18 protein-coding genes are annotated in these 19,623 nt (G+C 38.9%); 9 read left to right on the forward strand and 9 right to left on the reverse strand.

All coding sequences use genetic code 11. The features are described from left to right. The first annotated feature begins 168 nt into the window (after positions 1 to 168). Together H6G44_RS04410 and H6G44_RS04415 are read left to right on the forward strand one after the other, a co-directional pair. Positions 169 to 822, forward strand: coding sequence for a MotA/TolQ/ExbB proton channel family protein (locus tag H6G44_RS04410; protein ID WP_190387326.1), 654 nt, complete (start codon positions 169 to 171; stop codon positions 820 to 822). Continuing rightward, a complete protein-coding gene (locus tag H6G44_RS04415; RefSeq protein WP_190387327.1) occupies positions 806 to 1,210 on the forward strand; it encodes an ExbD/TolR family protein in 405 nt (134 codons plus the stop codon). Before H6G44_RS04410 ends, H6G44_RS04415 begins: the two co-directional genes overlap by 17 nt. A 67-nt stretch (positions 1,211 to 1,277) precedes the next feature. Here H6G44_RS04415 and lpxD read toward each other — a convergent pair whose 3' ends face one another. From lpxD to H6G44_RS04435, 4 genes are all read right to left on the reverse strand, one after another. After that, complete coding sequence (gene lpxD / locus H6G44_RS04420) at positions 1,278 to 2,324, reverse strand: UDP-3-O-(3-hydroxymyristoyl)glucosamine N-acyltransferase (RefSeq protein ID WP_190387328.1); 1,047 nt, start codon at positions 2,322 to 2,324, stop codon at positions 1,278 to 1,280. Between the two features lie 99 nt (positions 2,325 to 2,423). Continuing rightward, complete coding sequence (locus tag H6G44_RS04425) at positions 2,424 to 3,665, reverse strand: BaiN/RdsA family NAD(P)/FAD-dependent oxidoreductase (RefSeq protein WP_190387339.1); 1,242 nt, start codon at positions 3,663 to 3,665, stop codon at positions 2,424 to 2,426. Between the two features lie 82 nt (positions 3,666 to 3,747). After that, on the reverse strand, positions 3,748 to 3,912 hold the full coding sequence (gene rd, locus H6G44_RS04430; RefSeq protein WP_190387329.1) for a rubredoxin: 165 nt from the start codon (positions 3,910 to 3,912) through the stop codon (positions 3,748 to 3,750). Positions 3,913 to 4,048: 136 nt separating this feature from the next. Further along, positions 4,049 to 4,243 (reverse strand): hypothetical protein, encoded by a 195-nt coding sequence (locus tag H6G44_RS04435; RefSeq protein ID WP_190387330.1) that lies wholly within the window; start codon positions 4,241 to 4,243, stop codon positions 4,049 to 4,051. A gap of 148 nt (positions 4,244 to 4,391) precedes the next feature. Here H6G44_RS04435 and H6G44_RS04440 point away from each other — a divergent pair, with 148 nt between their 5' ends. Both H6G44_RS04440 and H6G44_RS04445 read left to right on the forward strand, forming a co-directional pair. After that, positions 4,392 to 4,958: an SRPBCC family protein gene (locus H6G44_RS04440; RefSeq protein WP_190387331.1), complete on the forward strand. Its 567-nt coding sequence runs from the start codon at positions 4,392 to 4,394 to the stop codon at positions 4,956 to 4,958. 28 nt (positions 4,959 to 4,986) lie between these two features. Further along, complete coding sequence (locus H6G44_RS04445) at positions 4,987 to 5,562, forward strand: DUF924 family protein (RefSeq protein ID WP_190387332.1); 576 nt, start codon at positions 4,987 to 4,989, stop codon at positions 5,560 to 5,562. A gap of 111 nt (positions 5,563 to 5,673) precedes the next feature. Here the strand turns inward: H6G44_RS04445 and clpB are convergent, their stop codons facing one another. Beyond that, positions 5,674 to 8,292 (reverse strand): ATP-dependent chaperone ClpB, encoded by a 2,619-nt coding sequence (clpB, locus tag H6G44_RS04450; protein WP_190387333.1) that lies wholly within the window; start codon positions 8,290 to 8,292, stop codon positions 5,674 to 5,676. A 202-nt stretch (positions 8,293 to 8,494) separates the two neighbouring features. Beyond that, on the reverse strand, positions 8,495 to 10,147 hold the full coding sequence (locus H6G44_RS04455) for a serine/threonine-protein kinase (protein ID WP_242031755.1): 1,653 nt from the start codon (positions 10,145 to 10,147) through the stop codon (positions 8,495 to 8,497). 361 nt (positions 10,148 to 10,508) lie between these two features. Between H6G44_RS04455 and H6G44_RS04460 the strand changes: the two genes are divergently transcribed. Continuing rightward, positions 10,509 to 11,051, forward strand: coding sequence for a COP23 domain-containing protein (locus H6G44_RS04460; RefSeq protein ID WP_190387334.1), 543 nt, complete (start codon positions 10,509 to 10,511; stop codon positions 11,049 to 11,051). A 433-nt stretch (positions 11,052 to 11,484) separates the two neighbouring features. Then, positions 11,485 to 14,754 (forward strand): serine protease, encoded by a 3,270-nt coding sequence (locus H6G44_RS04465; protein ID WP_190595358.1) that lies wholly within the window; start codon positions 11,485 to 11,487, stop codon positions 14,752 to 14,754. 827 nt (positions 14,755 to 15,581) lie between these two features. Here H6G44_RS04465 and H6G44_RS04470 read toward each other — a convergent pair. Then, the gene (locus H6G44_RS04470) at positions 15,582 to 15,953 is read right to left on the reverse strand and encodes a hypothetical protein (protein ID WP_311138862.1); all 372 of its coding nucleotides are present in this window, start codon (positions 15,951 to 15,953) and stop codon (positions 15,582 to 15,584) included. 333 nt (positions 15,954 to 16,286) lie between these two features. On the opposite strand from H6G44_RS04470, the gene upp reads away from it, so the two are divergent. The 3 genes from upp to H6G44_RS04485 all read left to right on the forward strand — a co-directional run bounded on the left by upp (position 16,287) and on the right by H6G44_RS04485 (position 17,695). Beyond that, positions 16,287 to 16,940 (forward strand): uracil phosphoribosyltransferase, encoded by a 654-nt coding sequence (gene upp, locus H6G44_RS04475; RefSeq protein WP_190385835.1) that lies wholly within the window; start codon positions 16,287 to 16,289, stop codon positions 16,938 to 16,940. Positions 16,941 to 17,016: 76 nt separating this feature from the next. Next, positions 17,017 to 17,343 (forward strand): hypothetical protein, encoded by a 327-nt coding sequence (locus H6G44_RS04480; protein WP_190385834.1) that lies wholly within the window; start codon positions 17,017 to 17,019, stop codon positions 17,341 to 17,343. A gap of 73 nt (positions 17,344 to 17,416) precedes the next feature. Next, entirely contained in the window at positions 17,417 to 17,695 is a 279-nt protein-coding gene (locus H6G44_RS04485) for a YggT family protein (RefSeq protein ID WP_190385833.1), read from the forward strand. A 57-nt stretch (positions 17,696 to 17,752) separates the two neighbouring features. Here H6G44_RS04485 and H6G44_RS04490 read toward each other — a convergent pair whose 3' ends face one another. Together H6G44_RS04490 and argJ are read right to left on the reverse strand one after the other, a co-directional pair. Next, positions 17,753 to 18,184, reverse strand: a complete 432-nt coding sequence (locus H6G44_RS04490; RefSeq protein WP_190385832.1) for a hypothetical protein — start codon at positions 18,182 to 18,184, stop codon at positions 17,753 to 17,755. Between the two features lie 145 nt (positions 18,185 to 18,329). Continuing rightward, positions 18,330 to 19,571 carry a bifunctional ornithine acetyltransferase/N-acetylglutamate synthase gene (gene argJ / locus H6G44_RS04495; protein WP_190385831.1) on the reverse strand — a complete coding sequence of 414 codons (1,242 nt, stop codon included), beginning with the start codon at positions 19,569 to 19,571 and terminating at the stop codon, positions 18,330 to 18,332. Positions 19,572 to 19,623 lie beyond the last annotated feature (52 nt).

Here is a 19,623-nt window from a genome sequence, read left to right on the forward strand (position 1 = left end):
AAAATTTACAACCCCCATTTTCATTTTTTCATTCTCAACCTGTATAACCCTAAAACCGAAAAAGGAACTTTTTTGATTATTGAGAATATCTTATAAATCCTGACTCAAAGGCAATGAATCCACCAAAATCTGTTAATCTAGCATGGTTAAGGATTAAGAAAAAACTCAATGGACATTAGTAACTTATTCAAAGCCGGTGGCCTGGTCATGTGGCCACTACTGTTTTTTTCTATCTTAGGAATCACCCTGATTATCGAACGGATTGTATTTTGGATAGGAATTAGTGGTCGTCAAAATCGTGTGGTCAAGAATGTGCTAAGTTATTATCGTCAAGGTAATGTAATTACCTCCTTAGACATACTACACAAAAATGCCGATTTACCGATTGCCCGAATTTTTTTAGCGGCCTTAGAACTGGAAGGGTCCAACCCAGAAGAATTTCGCTTGGCCTTAGAAAGTGAAGCTCAGGCAGAAATTCCCCTATTAAAAAGGTTTCAAAACATTTTCGATACTATTATTGGTTTAGCCCCCTTGTTGGGACTGCTAGGTACAGTATTGGGCTTAATTACCTCCTTTGCATCATTAAATATTGGTGATGTGGGTGGAACAAAAACTGCTGGTGTCACCTCTGGGATTAGTGAAGCCTTGGTATCTACAGCATCGGGATTAATTGTCGCTATTATTACTTTATTTTTTGCAAATACTTTTCGGGGAATGTATTTACGGCAAATTGCTTGGATTCAAGAATATGGTGGTCAGTTAGAATTACTTTACCGTCGTTACTATGAAAGGGGAGCTAATTACCATGCGTCTACCAGATGAACCTGATGTACCAGCCCAGATTAATATTGTGCCCATGATTGATGTCATCTTTGCTATTTTGACATTTTTCATTATGTCCACTTTATTTTTACATCGTTCCCAAAGCTTACCAGTTAATTTACCCAAAGCAGCAACAGCAAAAGCCCAATCATCAGCAGCACCAATTACTGTGACTATCAATTCAGAAGGAACTCTGAAGTTAAATCTTCAGCAAGTAACTTTTGATACCCTAGCCGCAAACGTACAAAAATTAATGGGTAAAAATACGGAAGTAGTAGTAATTATCAATGCCGATAAAAATGCTACTCATGGTCAAGTAGTAATGGTGATGGATCGGGTGCGTCAAGTTAAAGGAGCAAAATTAGCGATCGCTACTCAAACACCTTAGTTAATTTCCGCATAGTCTTCCGTTTTGGTTTATACATAGCTCTAGACAATTTTTAATGCCAACCTACTTATTCATGACCAAATTTGCGTTGTAATTTTTTGAGACTTTGATATAATTCTGGCAAACGGCTAGAAATTGCCGATACTTTCAGGTACAATTTGTGGGGTAGAGCAGGACTACCAGAAACAATCTCTCCTGGTGCGACATCACTGTGAATCCCTGCTTGAGCAGAAGCAATTGCCCCGTCCCCAATTCTCACTTGATTGGCAATTCCCACTTGTCCAGCTAAAATTACTCGATTTCCCACCTTCACACCTCCAGCCATACCTGCTTGACCAGCTATGGCACAACCAGAACCAATTTGAGCACCATGTCCTATCTGCACTAAATTATCAATTTTGGTATTTTTACCAATTCTCGTTTCTCCGACTGCGGGACGGTCTATAGCTGTATTACAACCTACTTCTACCCCATCCTCTAAAACAGTATAACCAGATTGCTCCATTTTCAACCAACCTGTATAAGTAGGTACAAAGCCAAAACCTTCTGCACCAATCACAGCACCGCTATGAATTACGCAATTGTCACCGATTTGGGACCGTTCGTGAATGGTACAATTAGCGTGTAAGATGGTACAATCGCCGATTTTCACCCCTGGATAAATAACCACATTGGGGTGAATTACCGCCAAATTGCCAATTTCCACACCTTGAGAAAGGACAACATGGGGACCAATATAGACCCCATTCCCGATGTGAGCCGTGGGGTGAATAACTGCCGTAGGATGAATTTCTGGACTAGGATGGTATGGTTGATAGAATAGAGTGATAGCCTTGGCAAATAGTAAACGTGGTTCCCTCGTCGCTAACCAGGGAATACCCCTGGCTGTTGCTTGGATTTGTAATTTTTTATCCTCTGGTAAAATTAAGGCACTTGCGCCCGTAGAATCTATCAAAGACGCGAACTTTACCCCTTCTACGTAACTTAATGTCCCAAATGTAGCTTCACCAATAGCTGCTACTCCAGTGATTTCTAGGTCTTGGTCTGGTTGTATGGTCAGGCTGTCGGCTTTAACCGCTTCACTAAATTGGTTGATGATTTTACTGAATTTCATAATTATTTAATAAAAAATTTTACAGCTTTTTGTCTCACACCAAGGCAGAAATACAGCAATTTACCAGGGTTTTTTGTCTCTCGCAAAGGAAGAAATAAGTTAATGATCTTCTGTTGTTTTGATCATGAACTGACCAGCTAAGTAGGCTGTTGTCCAAGCGCTTTGGAAGTTAAAGCCACCAGTGACACCATCAATATCTAATATTTCCCCAGCAAAATGCAAGCCTGGTACTAATTTACTTGCCATTGTTTTAAAGTTAACTTCTTTAAGATTGACTCCTCCACAGGTGACAAATTCTTCTTTAAATACACCTTTACCTTTAATTGCGTATTCTCCTTGGGATATTTCTAGGACTAGCTGATTTAAGGTTTTATTAGATATGGCTGCCCAACGGTCTTCTGTGGTAATATTGGCACGATTGATAATATATTGCCAAAGACGATGAGGTAATTCTACACCACGATGTAAGGCGATCGCTTTTTTTCCCCTTTCTGATTTTACACTTAAAAGTTTTTGTTTGACTTCCTCCTGTGATAATTCGGGCAACCAATTGATTAATAATTGACATTGATACCGATGTTCATGAAGGATTCTCGCACCCCAAGCGGAAAGTTTCAACACTGCTGGACCACTTACACCCCAATGGGTAATTAATAAGGGTCCTGTTTGTTGCAATTGGTTTTTACCTGGAAGCGATAACCGTAAATTTACAGAATTAACGCTAATTCCTGCTAATTCCCGCAATTGACTATCTGCAATATTTAGGGTAAAAAGAGAGGGTACAGGCGGTTCAATTTGATGACCTAATTCCCTAGCGATTTTATACCCAGCTAAACTACTACCTGTAGCTAAAAGTAAACGGTCGCATTTTTTACTTTCTCCCGATTTGAGGAGAATTTCAAACTCGTCATTTTTGCGGGTGACAGCAGTTACAGGTGTACCAATGCAGATTTCTATTTTAGCCGCAAAAGCAGCTTTAATTAAACATTCCGCAATAGTTTCTGCTCGATCTGTAATGGGGAACATTCGGCCATCGGCTTCAGTTTTTAAGTTTACCCCATGAGCCGCAAACCAGGCAATAGTATCTAAAGGTTGAAAACGGGTAAATGCACCTAATAAAGCTTTACCACCTCTAGGATAATTCTGGACTAAACGCTGTGGTTCAAAACAAGCATGGGTAACATTACAACGACCTCCACCGGAAATCAGCACTTTCGCCAAGGGTTGACGACTGGCTTCAATTAAAGTAACATGAGCTTGGGGATTAGCTTCGGCACAAGCAATCGCACCGAAAAAACCCGCAGCCCCACCACCAATAACGACAATTTGCAAAGGTAACAAAATCAAAAATCACAAGTTTCCGTAATATCCAGACACCCGACTTCTTGAAGTAGTCGGGTATCTATCTCAACCTATATCCATCCTACTCTTCATATAACTCAAAGGCATCTTTTTCTACACCACAAACTGGACAAACCCAATCATCTGGAATATCTTCAAAAGCTGTTCCTGGTGCTATACCGCCATCTTCATCACCTGTTTCTGGGTCATATATATAATTACAGGTGCTGCATATATATCTTTTCATCTTTTTTGCCTTTTGTCAATGATTTTTTTAAGATACTGCCCATTGAAACTTTACCACACACAATGGGGAATCCGTGGGTAGAAGTCCACTAAACTAGACAAATCGGGGACACTTTAGTTTAAGATTGTTCCTGAGACTATAAGCGCCACCATCTCTTTGAACAATAACTTAAAATTGCCAATGCGATCGCCCCGAAAAATAGTAAAGTAATTAAACCGCCAGGGAAAACAGTAATAATACCAAAACCTCTGAGTAGAAATAGGGCTACACTGATACCCAAGAGAATACCGAAACCCTGGATGAATTTGCCATTTAAGGAAGATTGACTCACGGTGTTTTCCTGTTAACTCCAATTTGTGCTGGATATGAAAATAATGATTCCATTGAACTGTAATTAGGATTGAGTAAGTTAAACTCAATTAGATCTTCAATGTTAATCAGTTAAAACGTTACCAAAATCACTATATCTGCATTATATTATGTCAAAGTCAAATCTTAAAAATATCGCCTACACTACCTTACCACTATCAGATACTCTCTGGAATCAAGATCAGCAAAGATTATTAATTGAGGGGGAAGTGTTAGTACAAACTAAATCCCATACTAATTGGGGTGGTGCTGTTACCGCTTGTATGTATATTCCCTTAATTAGATCCCATGTTTGGCAACAAATTACAGACTACCCTCGTTGGGTACAATATTTTCCTGATATTACTACAAGCGAAGTTATCTCTAAAGGTGATGTTAAACGTCTGTATCAATCTGCACAAAAAGCTTTTTTATTTTTCACGGCTCAAGTAGAAATTTATGTGCGGGTGGTGGAAGTAGCAGGACAACAGGTTCAGTTTCGCATGGAAAGAGGCACATTTACAGATTTTCATGCTAATTTAGAACTTAAAGACATGGGCAATGGTACTCTATTAGCTTATACTGTACAGGCCACCCCAAATATTCCCATTCCTTCGATTTTTATTCAACAAGCGATGAATTTGGAATTACCAGCAAATCTCTGTAAAATGCGACAAGTGCTTTGTAGTCATAAATAATAGCAATGTTACAGCAACAATAATAGTAATGTCACAGGCAACTACCATTTTAGATTTTTGGTTTGGTCATCCAAATGACCCGAATTATGGGAAAATTCAACCATTCTGGTTTGATAAACAACCAGATTTTGATATTAAAGTCCGCAACCTGTTTCTAGAAGATTACCAAAAAGCGGTAGCAGGATATTTGCATGATTGGAGAAATTCACCAGAAACTTGTTTGGCTTTAATTCTGTTGCTGGACCAATTTCCCCGGAATATGTTTCGTGATACTCCTCAAGCCTTTGCAACGGACTGGGAAGCACTATCGTTAGCGCAACAAGCTATAAACAAAGGCTATGACAGACAACTACTAGCTGTACAACGCTGGTTTATTTATCTACCCTTTCAACACAGTGAAAACCCAATTGATCAAAGGAAGTGTATTAAACTGTTTCAACAACTTAGTCATGATCCTGATAGTGCTGAAGCGATCACTTCAGCTTTTCGACACAAAGAAATAATTTCCCGATTTGGTCGTTTTCCCCATCGTAACGCCATTTTAGGACGTATTTCCACCCCAGAGGAGGAGGAATTTTTGGAAGAACCTGGTTCTTCATTTTAAGTTGGTTAGTAGTCAGTGGTCAGTGGTCAGTGGTCAGTGGTTAGTAGTAAGAAAAATACTTTTCCCCTGTACCCCTGTACCCCTGTACCCCTGTACCCCTGTACCCCTGCTCTAACCCGTAAATACTTCTGCGGGTAAGCGATTAAAGGAAAGACGCTCATTTTGCACATCTACAAAAATGGTGTCACTGTCGCTAAAATCACCACGTAAAATGGCTTTGGCTATTTGGGTTTCTAATTCCCGCTGAATAGCTCTTTTTAACGGTCTTGCACCAAAGACAGGATCATATCCTACTTCTGCTAAAAAGTCAAGGGCAGAACTCGATAATTTCAAAGATATTTTTCTGTCTGTTAATCTTTGTTTTAACCTATCTACCTGTAATTGGACAATATGCCGTAATTCTGATTTTTGTAAACTGTGGAAAATAATTAATTCGTCCAGACGGTTTAAAAATTCTGGACGGAAACTATTTCGCATTGCTTCCATAACCCGATTTCGCATTTCATCATAACGGGTATCATCTCCAGCTACATCAAGTATATATTGAGAACCGATATTACTGGTCATGATGATGATACTATTTTTAAAGTCCACTGTGCGACCTTGAGCATCTGTTACCCGACCATCATCGAGAATTTGTAGGAAAATATTAAAAACGTCAGGGTGTGCTTTTTCGATTTCGTCAAATAAAATCACCGCATAAGGACGACGACGAATGGCTTCTGTTAATTGTCCTCCTTCCTCATAGCCGACATATCCAGGAGGCGCACCGATTAGACGGGAAACATTATGTTTGTCCATGTATTCGGACATATCAATTCTTACCATAGCCTCTTCTGTGTCGAACATATAAGCCGCTAAAGCTTTGGCAAGTTCAGTTTTACCAACACCAGTGGGACCTAAGAATACAAAACTAGCAATGGGACGGTTAGGGTCAGAAAGTCCAGCGCGAGAACGTTGAATAGCGTCTGCTACAGCGGTAACGGCCTCCTGTTGACCGACAACACGATGATGTAATTCATCTTCTAAATGTAACAGTTTTTCTTTTTCTGATTCTACTAATTTATTCAGAGGAATACCTGTCCATTTAGAAATAATTTCTGCAATATCGGCTTCTGTGACTTCTTCTCGTAATAATGATTTTCCAGTTTTTTGAGTTTGGGAAAGTTCGGTTTCTACCGCTTGTAATTGACGATGTAAGTCTGTTAATTTACCATATTTTAACTCCGCAGCCCGGTTAAGATCATAGTTTCTTTCTGTTTGTTGAATTTCTAAATTCACGCGGTCAATTTCTTCCTTAATTGACTGAATTTTAGTGATAATATCTTTTTCAGATTGCCATTGTGTGCTGAGAGTTCTTTGATCTTCCTTTAAGTCAGCTAGTTCTTTTTCTAATCTTTCCAAACGTTCACGGGAAGCAGGATCACTTTCTTTTTGTAAAGAGAGTTTTTCCATTTCCAATTGGAGAATTTTCCGGTCTATTTCGTCCAGTTCTTCGGGTTTAGAAGTAATCTCCATTTTCAGTCTAGCAGCGGCTTCGTCTACTAAATCAATAGCTTTGTCAGGGAGAAAGCGATCGCTAATATAACGATTAGATAAAGTAGCCGCAGCCACAAGAGAACTATCAGAAATTCTTACCCCATGATGAACTTCATAACGTTCTTTTAAACCGCGCAAAATAGAAATTGTATCAACAACATTAGGCTGATCTACATAAACTTGTTGAAAGCGTCTTTCTAAAGCTGCATCTTTTTCCAAATATTTGCGGTATTCATCCAAAGTTGTCGCCCCAATACAGCGTAATTCACCTCGCGCTAACATCGGTTTTAATAAGTTCCCTGCATCCATAGCCCCTTGGGTAGCACCGGCACCAACAACGGTATGAATTTCATCAATAAATAATACAATATTGCCGCCAGATTCGGTGACTTCTTTTAATACAGCTTTGAGACGTTCTTCAAATTCACCTCGGAATTTTGCTCCCGCAATTAAAGCCCCCATATCCAAACTAATCAGTTTACGATCTTTGAGAGATTGGGGAACATCACCCGCAACTATGCGCTGTGCCAAACCTTCCGCAATTGCGGTTTTACCAACTCCAGGTTCACCAATTAAAACCGGGTTATTTTTGGTTCTGCGGGAGAGAATTTGTACTGTACGTCTAATTTCATCATCACGACCGATTACAGGGTCTAATTGACCTTTACGGGCGGCTTCCGTGAGATCTCGTCCGTACTTCTCTAGTGATTGGTATTTACCTTCTGGATTTTGGTCAGTCACCTTTTGTTTCCCCCGAATTTCTTTGATAATATTTTTGAGTTTGTTTTCATCTAAACCAAATTCTTGACAGAGACTCTTGCCAAAACGGTCATCTTTGGCGTACCCTAGTAGAAGGTGTTCAATAGAAATAAATTCGTCTTTAAATTCTTGACGATATTTTTCTGCCCGATCTAACAATGTATCTAAACTGCGTCCTAAATATACGGAAGTGCTAGAACCGGATACCTTGGGTTGACGTTGAATAAATTGCTCAGTACGATCACGGACTTTTTGCAGGTTCGCGCCGGCTTTGGTGAAAATCGCACTGGCCAGTCCTTCCTGTTCCAGTAACCCTTTCATCAGATGTTCACTTTCTAGTTGTTGTTGCTGATATTGTTTTACTACATCGGGTGTATGGGCGATAGCTTCCCAGGCCTTTTCCGTAAATTGATTGGGGTTGGTTGGCTGCATAAGCTTTTAGAATAACAAACTACAGTTTAATAAAATCATTGTAAAAATATTTGGCGCAATTGCTAGATCGGTCTTCACGTCCTTAAAGTGTAGTATTATTGCCCAATGTGGACTAATAAGTTGTCAGTTGTTAGTGTTTTTTATCTGTTCACTGTAACCTGTAACGTATTCCCTGGTCCTTTTTTTTGTAATTAAGACTTAATTACCAGATTGAATTTGTGGATTGTTCAGATCTATATTTTTCAAGTTTAAAGGATTTAATTATAGTTTCTTCCACAGTTTTTGCAAACTCTGGATAGGATTTATCTTCAGCGCGATAGGTAAGAATATAGGCTTTTTTACCATTAACAATCCATACTTGCATTTCTTGGAAATTTACCTTGTGGACATTATCTCTGAACTGATAAACCACTTGATAACCTTGTGTTTCAGCAAGTTGTATTTGTCCAGATTTGATAATTTTCGCATTTTTTCCTAATGCTTCAATTTGTTGAATAGAAAACTTAGTATAATCTCCCAAAGTCTCCGACTGAAATAACTCGTCTATAGTGATAGAAAACTCTGGAGTTAGAGAAGATGAAATTGTATTTTTCGGGATAATTCGCGTTAATTTATCTATTACTGGTGTTTCTTGCCAATTTTTAGGATATTTAAATTTAACCCCAGATTTTGCATATTGTACTACTTCTACTACTTTAATTGATGATTGCAAATAAATATTAATACCTATCACACCAACAGTTATTAAAGGTATTAAAAAAGCTGATTTTATGAGTAAAAATTTTAAATTTTGAGATGGTTTAGTGCTGGGCTTTGTATTATTATTACTATTATTATTAACTGAATGATCTGGTTGCGTAGTTGTTTGAGATTCATTTACAACCGTCATAACTTCCGCTGCTGATTGAAAACGGTGTCTAGAGTTAACCTTGAGCATTTTATCTAAAATATTAGCTAGAGCAGGACTAATAATTCTACTAGCTTGTTGTCGCCAATTTCGGTAATTATTGTCAAGGTAATCAACAGGAGGTGTACCTGTGAGTAACTCCAGACAAGTAACAGCCAAACTATATAAATCACTAGACGGATAAACTTCTCGTATTTTTTCTTCTTCTCTTTGTTCAGGAGAAGCGTACACCTTTGTAAAAATAGGTAGAGATTTTTTTATATTTGTTTCACCAGAAACAACTTGTTTGACCGCCCCAAAATCAATTAAAAATAGTTTTTGTGTTGCTGTTTCTCTAACAATATTACTAGGTTTAATATCTCTATGAATAGAATTTTGGTCATGAATAAATTGTAAAACCGGTAAAATTTGCTTTAAAAAATCTAAAATCTCTGCTTCTGAAAAACGACCTTTTCTTCTGAGTTCCTTAGATAGGTCTTCACCTTGGATATATTGTTGTACTGAATATTTAAACTCAAGTTCTTCTTGTTGACCAAAAACCGGAGCAGTCAGAGAAAAATAATCATATAAAGAGGGAATATTACCGCTATTATCACCTAAAAATTCTAAAACCTGAGCTTCTCGATCAAAAGCGGCTTTGATTCCTTCAACAATTTTATTAACAATTTCCGGGTTATCATGTTCAGCTTGAATCTCATCAATTTTAATATTCAATCGTTTGATTACACATTGACGCTGATTCACAGAATCTAAATCAATAGCTTGAAAAGTAGCACCAAATCCTCCTTTTCCCAGATGTTTAATAGTTTGATAATGTCCCTTTCTCCCCCTTAATATTAGGGGCATTCCACAAGCTTGACAGAATATTTCCGAGGTAGTATTAGAATCTGGAGAGTCGGGAAAACGGTTTTCGGGACTAGGGCAGTGCGGTCGGGTACAATAGTACATGATAGATAGGATACTACATAATAGAGGTACAGGGTTTATCCATCAATAAACAGCATATTTTATACAAGTTGATTCACCCCACCCCTCAAAATGAATTGTATCATAAAATTAAATTCCGAGTAAATATCTGATATTTTCAAAAAATTAGTATATAATCACTTATGTGTGTGCATATTTGTACACTAATTATCAAGTGGCGTTGCTAAATTGAGACATGAAAATCAAAAATTCCAGGTCTCAAACTCCCCGTCTCCGTGCCTCCGCGTGAGAAAAATTCATATTTTCACTCACCAACACTTATAAAGTTTAAATAAAAGTAGCACCATAATCGCCAAAATTCAGTAATCAAAGGTCAAACATTATGCAAATACCAGCATTAACTAGTATCTTAGCATTCACTGCATTAACAGTTACCGTGAGTGTTAACCCCGGTTTAAGTCAAGAGATTCCCAAGCAAGAAATTAGTTTTGCTTGTCGTTCAATTTCTTACCCAGGTAATACGGAAAAAGTTCCCACTACCATGGCCTTCGTTCCCGACAAAAAATCTAACCCTTATGTACCCATAATTGCTTGGAAATCTAACTCTTTTCCCAGTAGTGAATGGACTCCTAAAAAACGCTGTGAACAAGTAAGTAAAAAATTCCAGCAATTTCACCAACAAGGCCGATTAGATTATTTAAGTACCGGTAAGTTGAATGGTTTGGGAGTTATCTGTGCGGCTAAACCTGGTGAATGCAATAAAAACAATATTTTATTTAGTGTCAGACCAGGTGTAAATCCCATTACAGTTTTAGCTGAACTTAAAGATATCAGAGAAGGTAGAACTTCAGACCTAACTTGGCAAAATTCAGGTGAAAATACTTACTTGAATCTGGGTGAATATCTCAAAAATATCTCTAAATAACAAATTACCCCACCCTAACCCTCACCCTTGCTAAGGGGAGGGGACAAGATTCCGGTTTTCTCCCTTTACAAGAGGGGACAAGATTCCGGTTTCCTCCCCTTTACAAGAGGGGATAAGATTCCAGTTTCCCCCCTTAGCAAGGGGGGATTAAGGGGGGTAAATTCCCCGACAAATTACCCCACCCTAACCCTCACCCTTGCTAAGGGGAGGGGATAAGATTCCGGTTTCCTCCCTTTACAAGAGGGGACAAGATTCCGGTTTCCTCCCCTTTACAAGAGGGGACAAGATTCCAGTTTCCCCCCTTAGCAAGGGGGGATTAAGGGGGGTAAATTCCCCGACAAATTACCCCACCCTAACCCTCACCCTTGCTAAGGGGAGGGGACAAGATTCCGGGGGGTAAATCACTACTGATAAAAACACTATTTAACTAATCATGAAACATCAAATCGCTATTATCTCTTGCTTACTGCTGCTACCTTATCCAGTGTCAGCAATAGAAACCCAAACCAAGACAACAAAACTACTTACACAGACCTCACAAACGTGCAAACTACAACCAGCAGACCCAGAAAATGGTATTTATTCAGACTCACAATTACAAACCATTGCTAAACAAATTACAGTCAGAGTCAGAGACAAAGAAAGAGGCGCTTCCGGGACAATTTTCGCTAGAAAAGGTAACTCTTATTTAGTAGTTACTAATTCCCACGTTGTCAGAAGAATTAATAATATTAATATTATCACAGCCGATGGTCAAAAATATGCAGCTAAAATTTTACCTAATACTAATTTTGATAAATTCGATTTAGCTATAGTAGAATTTACATCTAATCAAAAACATTGTTTACCATCAGAAATTGCTGAAAGAATCGCCTCCTTTGATATTAACTTAGAAACACCAGTTATGGCCGCAGGATATGCTGTATCTGAAGATAAATTAGTATTGACAACAGGAAAAATACAACAAATCATTTCTCAACCCAGTTTAAAAGATGGTTATGAAATTGGCTATACCAGCGATATTCAACAAGGAATGAGTGGCGGTGCAATTATTAGTAATACAGGAAATTTCATAGGAATTAATGGCATTAGTTCCTATCCTTTGTCCAATTCTGCTTATACTTATACCAACGGAAAACGCCCCACAAATACAGAAATTCAAGAATTTAGAAAACTCAGTTGGGGAATACCTATTAAAACCGTTTTAGGTCAGGTCAAACCAGAAACTCTCACCGCTTATAATTTACCTATACCAGATATTAAACAGACAATAGCAGAAACACCATTAACAGGGTGGTTAGGAGAATTAGAAGCAAAAGCTAAACAAATTACCGTCAGAATTGATAGCAGTAGCGGTAGTAATGGTTCAGGGGTTATTATCGCTAAACAAGGAGATATTTACACCGTTTTAACTGCTGCTCATGTAGTTTGTAAACCACCAGATAAAGTAGGACCATGTGAGCCAAATACTTATAAAATCCTCACAGTAGATGGTAAACAATATCCTGTAGAACCCAGCACCATTAAATTAGAAGCAGGGGTAGATTTAGCAGTAGTTAAATTCACCAGTCGGGAAAATTATCAAGTTGCGACTTTAGCAGATTATAACCCAAGAGATTTTGAATATATGTTCACTGCGGGTTATCCCAGGTTAGGAGAAAAATCACCTTGGCGGTTTACATTAGGACAGATTTATAGTAAAGAATCAGGATTATTAGCTACTACCCAATCAGACTTTAAAAATAACAGTTCTGGTACAGCCCAAAGTGCAATTTCTTTAACAGGAGGATATGAATTAGTTTATAGTAGTATCACCTTTGGCGGTATGAGTGGGGGACCTGTTTTAGATTCCCAAGGGCGAGTCATTGGTATTCATGGCAGAACTGAGGGACAAGCTGCTATTGATAATAATAGTAATAGTAAAGAAACTATCCAATTAGGTAATAGTTTGGGTATTCCGGTGAGTACATTTTTGGCATTAGCTACCCGACTGAATACCCAAGCCCAAAAGATAGAAACCACCCCACCACCAGAACTAAATCAACAAAAAGTTAAGTCTATTCAAACAGCGATTTTATCAGTAGATGTTTCCCAAGGCAATACTACCGCCAGTCAATGGTTAGAAAGAGGAAATCAACTGTGGCGGTTACGTCGTTATCCAGAAGCAATACAGGCTTTTGACGCAGCAATTAACCAAAAACCAAAGTTTATTCACCTGGCTTATTATGGTAAGGGTTTGGCTTTAGGTTCAAGTGGAAAATATCCAGAGTCTATAACTGCATTTGAGCAAGCGGTGAAGTCTCAACCTGATTTTGTTCCTGCTTGGAATTATTTAAGTGTAGTCTATAGACAATCAAACCAACTGGATAAAGCCTTAGCAGCCATAAATCAAGCCATTCAACTCCAGCACAATAATCCTAATTTGTATAATCAGAAGTATCTAGTTTTAAGTAATTTAAAAAAATATAGAGAAGCAGAGGCAGCGATAAATAAAGCCATTGAACTCAGTCCCCGTGCAGTATTTTACTACAACCGGGGAATTGTCCGTTATCAATTAGGAGATAAGCCAGGAGCAATAGAAGATTTCAACCAAGCTATCAAGATTAATCCTAACCTTGCCCAAGCCTACTACAACCGGGGAGTTGTCCGTAAGAAATTAGAAGATAAGCAAGGAGCAATAGAAGATTACAACCAAGCTATCAAGATTAATCCTAACTTTACCGAAGTCTACAACAACCGGGGAGTTGTCCGTTATGATTTAGGAGATAAGCAAGGAGCAATAGAAGATTACAACCAAGCTATCAAGTTTAATCCTAACTATGCCGAAGCCTACTACAACCGGGGAGTTGTCCGTTATGAATTAGGAGATAAGCAGGGTGCAATAGAAGATTACAACCAAGCTATCAAGTTTAATCCTAACTATGCCGAAGCCTACAACAACCGGGGAGGTGTCCGTAATGAATTAGGAGATAAGCCAGGAGCAATAGATGATTTCAACCAAGCTATCAAGATTAATCCTAACTTTACCGAAGTTTACAAAAACCGGGGAGGTGTCCGTTATGATTTAGGAGATAAGCCAGGAGCAATAGAAGATTTCAACCAAGCTATCAAGATTAATCCTAACGATGCCCAAGCCTACTACAGCCGGGGAAATGTCCGTTATGAATTAGGAGATAAGCAAGGAGCAATAGAAGATTTCAACCAAGCTATCAAGATTAATCCTAACGATGCCCAAGCCTACTACAGCCGGGGAAATGTCCGTTATGAATTAGGAGATAAGCAAGGAGCAATAGCAGATTACACCAAAGCTATTGATATTAATCCTAACTTAGACCAACCCTACTACAGCCGGGGACTTGCTAAATATGAATTAGGAGATAAGCAAGGAGCAATAGCAGATTACACCAAAGCTATTGATATTAATCCTAACGATGCCAAAGTCTACAACAACCGGGGAAATGCTAAATCTGAATTAGGAGATAAGCAAGGAGCAATAGCAGATTACACCAAAGCTATTGATATTAATCCTAACTTAGCCCAACCCTACTACGGACGGGGAATTGTTTATTATCAACTTGGTTATTATCAACTTGGTGACAAACAAAAAGCCAGAGAAGACCTGCAACGAGCAGCGCAATTATTCAAGGCTCAAGGGAATACTGCTGCTTATGAAAAAGCTATGGCTTTATTAAAACAGTTGTAGGGAGTTTCTTTGGTGATGTTAATTGTTATTTTGTCAGAATCAGGATGTCCAGGATTTAAGGATTAACAGGATGTGATTGTGAGATTTTCCCTCGTTCCCTGGCTCTGCCGGGGAATGCTCACGGGAGGCTCTGGATGACAACAATAATATTTTGTCAGAATCAGGATGTCCAGGATTTAAGGATTAACAGGATGTGATTGTGAGATTTTCCCTCGTTCCCTGGTTCTGCTGGGGAATGTTCACGGGGTTCTGGATGATAACAATAATATTTTGTCAGAATCAGGATACCCAGGATTTAAGGATTAACAGGATGTTTGATAATGGTTGGGTTGATGAGTTTTTGGGAATGTTTGATATCTATTTTTATATGATCCTGTTAATAACCTGACTATATATGGCGACACAGATTCCCATTATAATTTGATGATAGACTAAATTCAGAAATTTGTCAAGGGGTAGTTAAGGATAATTTTGACAGACAATATTGAGATAATGAAAATCCTGTACATCCTTAAATCCTGAACATCCTGATTCAGACAATTAATATGTTAAAATAACAGTAAATACCCATCCTGTACATCCTTAAATCCTGGATATCCTGATTCAGACAATTAATATGTTAAAATAACAGTAAATACCCATCCTGTACATCCTTAAATCCTGGATATCCTGATTCAGACAATTAATATGTTAAAATAACAATACATACCTATCCTGTACATCCTTAAATCCTGGATATCCTGATTCTGAAAGTGTCAACCTACTTTTCTTAGTTTGTAACCATATTTGCAAATCATCGACAGCGGAAAAATCTAATAAATCCTCACTTACTTTTCCCAAAATCGAAAATTGAAAGTTGTAGAAGCACGACGAAAACGCCGACTAGGTTTTTTCTTGCGTCTTTTAGCGGCTCTATCACTGGATTGTTCTCTTTCTTCTGCTTCCACAATTTCCTCAGATAGTTGGGTTTGTAATGCTTCGTCGCTGCGCCACCAAGCAATTATCCAGCCACCACCAATACCAGCAATACAACCTAATAAAATACTTATGGGTGCTGAATAACCCAAGAAAAGACAACCCAGCATAAAAATTAACCAATATTTCAAACCAGCATCAATACCATCATTAGATGCTACATTGGTATTCTGGGGGTTATTCTCATTTGCAAAGGTTATCGACCCCAAGATGACACTACCCATAATGGCTATAAATATACTTAGAGGAATTGAAGTATTAAGAACTCTGGAGATAATGAATAAAAATAACCCAAACAACAATTGAGCAAAGAAGTTAGGTGAGGAAGAGAAAATATTGTCTAGAAAATTATTTTTTGGTGCCATAACATTAGGAGTCAGGAGAAAGCATAATTATATATCGTATATCTCATTATAGAAATATCTAGTCAGCGCCAAATTCAGTGGCTTTAGTCCCTGAAATATAAGCGAATCCTAAGGTTTTAACCACTGAGAGTTTCAAAGCAGTATGATAGTTTTTTAGTTCTTGATATAATAACAGGCTGGCCTTTTTTCCTTATGACGCAACAACAACTCCGTATTATCGTCCCACCTCATCCCCTAATTCAGCACTGGTTGGGAGTTGCCCGTGATGTAGCTACACCATCTGTATTATTTCGTTCTGCTATTACTGAGTTGGGTCGGTGGCTAACTTATGAGGCTAGTAGGGATTGGTTACCTACCCAAGAAATAAGCGTCCAGACTCCTCTAGCTGCCTGTCCAGCGACTTTTATTAATCCTAACATACCTGTGGCTGTTGTGCCGATTTTACGGGCTGGTTTGGGCTTATTAGAAGGAGCGCAGGGTGTACTACCTTTGGCTTCAATTTACCATTTTGGTTTGGTACGCAATGAGGAAACCCTAGAACCTACTTGTTATTTAAATAACTTACCAGAAAAATTCGCACCATTTACACGAGTATTAATTACTGAACCAATGTTGGCTACGGGAGGTTCTATAATGGCAGTTATGGCAGAATTGACCCAAAGAGGCGTTGATCCTGCTTTAACGCGGATTGTTTCCGTGATTGTTGCTCCTCCAGCTTTGCAAAAATTAGCTGCTGTCTATCCCGGTTTAATAGTTTATACCGCTACTATTGACGAAATCTTAAATGATCACGGGTATATTGTCCCAGGATTGGGGGATGCGGGCGATCGCATTTTTGGGACTTGAGCTAGGATACAGCTAAGGCCGGAAAATAGCTAAAGTATTGTCAAAGTTGCTTATTTTCTAGAAAACGGTAAAAAATATGAGTCAGCAAGATGGTTTTGCTAGTGGGTTGCTACTGGGAACATTGATTGGGGGTGTAGTCGGTGGTGTTTTAGGTGCGGTGATTACTTCACGTTTAGATGCTAAATTAACAGATGAAGAGAATGAAATATTAACTGCTGGTGAAAAGGGTCAAGACACAGCAGCTAGAAGAAGGCAAATGAGAGCTTCAGCTAATGAAAGTTTAGAAATAGAAGCAACAAGGCGATCGCTTGAAGATAAAATTGCCCAACTCAATGCCACAATTGATGATGTGCGGCAGCAATTGGGAAATGTGAATAGTAACTCATCTCTTAGCAATGAATGAGCAGTCTTAAACGTTTCCTTAGTTACGTTGATTAGCGACACAATATGACATTTAACAGGAAAGTTACCCATTCATGAATTTATTAATTACAACCCTAGCTACCTTTGTCTCTCTTTACGGCTACTTACTGATTATTCGGGTCTTATTGACTTGGTTTCCCTCTGTTGACTGGTCTAATCAACCATTTGCAGCTTTAAGCCAAATTAGTGACCCCTATCTTAATCTATTTCGCTCTATCATTCCCTCTTTGGGTGGTATGGATTTCTCCCCTATTCTGGCATTTTTGGCCTTGAATATAGCTGGTGGTATTCTAGATAGTTTAGCGCGTGCTACTTTGGTGCAAGGGTTTTAACGCCCAAATTACAATTTTATTTTTGTAGAGACGTTCCATGGAACATCTCTACAGGGATTATCTTCTGACTCGTCCGCTAAACCCAGCAGCTTTAAATTGTTTAAGCTGCAATGGTAAGGGCTGATTACTGGGGACAGTGATTCTAAATTCAAAATCACTATCTCCGGGAGGGACTTCCTCAATTAAACCTAGGCGGGTGCGATTTTGTAAGGTTGAATCACCATTAGCGTCATATATACGCCCAAAAATATCCGCATCATAGACGGTTTTGCGAGTGCCATTTTTTGCCTTACCCGTAACGATGAAGCAACTAGCAGCACTTGAACCGCTACTACCAACTATTCCTGTTGCTAGTTCTGGTGGACATTCGTGGTAAGCAATATGAGATAATTTAATCTGTGTTAAGGCGAAGGCTGTGGGTGTCCATATCCAGGAAAGTAACCCCATTAGTCCTGTTATAAAAATTAACTGCATTGAGCGTAACCGCATAAAATACACCTCTGATTGGAAATTTATAAAAGTCGGCGTTGTTGTTTAAGAGTATGATTTTACCTCACGCAGAGGCGCGGAGTCTCGGAGAGTAAAATTTCTAGCTATTGATTTTTCAATTTCCATTCAGCAACGCCCGATTTTGTTAAGTGGTATATTCTGCGTTAATTTTCACATAATCATAACTCAAATCACAACCCCAAGCCTGACCTGTACCATGGCCATTACCAACACTAACAGCAATTAATACTGTGTCTGATTGCATATATTCACCATGAGCGGCTGCTTTTAAATATGCACTAGCTGCGGCTTTATCAAAAGGTAAGGGTTGACCATTTTCAAATAGTAAAATATCCCCTAATTTAACAGAGAGGTTTTCCTGTTCAAAGGGGACTCCAGCCCGACCAGCAGCAGCCGCAATCCGTCCCCAATTGGGGTCATGACCAAAAATGGCCGCTTTGACTAAAGATGAACCTGCAATGGTTTTTGCAATTTGGCGGGCTGATAGTTCGTCATGGGTCCCAGAAACTTGGACTTCTATTAAACAGGTTGCACCTTCGCCATCACGTGCGATCGCTTTCGCTAAATGTTGACATACATAGGTTAACATAGCTTCTAATTTCTGAGCTTCCGCCCCCATTTCGGTAATTGCTGGGGTGCGAGATTGACCATTTGCTAAAGCGATTAAACAATCATTGGTACTTGTGTCACCATCAACAGTGATAGAATTAAAACTTCTATCCGCGGCTCTAGTTAACATTTGTTGCCAAAGTGTAGAGGATACCGCAGCATCACAGGTAACAAAAGCTAACATTGTGGCCATGTTGGGGTGAATCATTCCTGAACCTTTAGCAATTCCACCAATTCGCACCGGACGTTCACCTATAGTAGTCTCTAATGCGATGGATTTTGTAACTAAATCTGTAGTCACAATTGCCCCTGCGGCTGCGTCTGAGCCTGTTTCTGATAGTTCTGCTACTACTTTAGGGATACCACCTCGCAAAATATCCATTTTTATCCGTTGACCAATTACGCCGGTAGAAGCTAACAAGATGGATTCCGGGTTAATACCTAATTCTTGAGCTAATAGGTCTGCACATTCTTGAGCATCTTTAATACCTTGTTCACCTGTAGCGGCGTTAGCTTGTCCCGCATTACAAAGAACGGCTCTAGCACTATGTTTTCCTTGTAACACTTGTCGACAATAATCTACACAAGCTGCTTTGACTTGACTGGTGGTAAATACACCTGCTGCGATCGCTTCCACATCTGATACAATTAGGGCTAAATCCGGTAGTCCCGAAGCTTTCAGACCTGCTGTAATTCCCGCTGCTTTATACCCCCGTGCTGCTGTCACACCACCAGTAATTATTTGCCAATCTGCCATAATTCTGCTTACAATTATCTAGATTACGTTTGCTCTATTGTGAGTTTATCTG

This window comes from Aphanizomenon flos-aquae FACHB-1287 (genome assembly GCF_014698755.1).
GTDB classification, from domain to species: Bacteria; Cyanobacteriota; Cyanobacteriia; order Cyanobacteriales; family Nostocaceae; genus Dolichospermum; species Dolichospermum flosaquae.

Bases quoted from the DNA above. Each gene is read 5' to 3' on its own strand.
- upp (WP_190385835.1), top strand. From the start codon at position 16,287: ATGACGCAACAACAACTCCGTATTATCGTCCCACCTCATCCCCTAATT.
- rd (WP_190387329.1), bottom strand. From the start codon at position 3,912: ATGAAAAGATATATATGCAGCACCTGTAATTATATATATGACCCAGAA.
- H6G44_RS04485 (WP_190385833.1), top strand. From the start codon at position 17,417: ATGAATTTATTAATTACAACCCTAGCTACCTTTGTCTCTCTTTACGGC.
- clpB (WP_190387333.1), bottom strand. From the start codon at position 8,292: ATGCAGCCAACCAACCCCAATCAATTTACGGAAAAGGCCTGGGAAGCT.
- H6G44_RS04440 (WP_190387331.1), top strand. From the start codon at position 4,392: ATGTCAAAGTCAAATCTTAAAAATATCGCCTACACTACCTTACCACTA.
- argJ (WP_190385831.1), bottom strand. From the start codon at position 19,571: ATGGCAGATTGGCAAATAATTACTGGTGGTGTGACAGCAGCACGGGGG.
- H6G44_RS04415 (WP_190387327.1), top strand. From the start codon at position 806: ATGCGTCTACCAGATGAACCTGATGTACCAGCCCAGATTAATATTGTG.
- H6G44_RS04480 (WP_190385834.1), top strand. From the start codon at position 17,017: ATGAGTCAGCAAGATGGTTTTGCTAGTGGGTTGCTACTGGGAACATTG.
- H6G44_RS04460 (WP_190387334.1), top strand. From the start codon at position 10,509: ATGCAAATACCAGCATTAACTAGTATCTTAGCATTCACTGCATTAACA.
- H6G44_RS04465 (WP_190595358.1), top strand. From the start codon at position 11,485: ATGAAACATCAAATCGCTATTATCTCTTGCTTACTGCTGCTACCTTAT.
- H6G44_RS04490 (WP_190385832.1), bottom strand. From the start codon at position 18,184: ATGCGGTTACGCTCAATGCAGTTAATTTTTATAACAGGACTAATGGGG.
- H6G44_RS04410 (WP_190387326.1), top strand. From the start codon at position 169: ATGGACATTAGTAACTTATTCAAAGCCGGTGGCCTGGTCATGTGGCCA.
- lpxD (WP_190387328.1), bottom strand. From the start codon at position 2,324: ATGAAATTCAGTAAAATCATCAACCAATTTAGTGAAGCGGTTAAAGCC.
- H6G44_RS04455 (WP_242031755.1), bottom strand. From the start codon at position 10,147: ATGTACTATTGTACCCGACCGCACTGCCCTAGTCCCGAAAACCGTTTT.
- H6G44_RS04470 (WP_311138862.1), bottom strand. From the start codon at position 15,953: ATGGGTAGTGTCATCTTGGGGTCGATAACCTTTGCAAATGAGAATAAC.
- H6G44_RS04445 (WP_190387332.1), top strand. From the start codon at position 4,987: ATGTCACAGGCAACTACCATTTTAGATTTTTGGTTTGGTCATCCAAAT.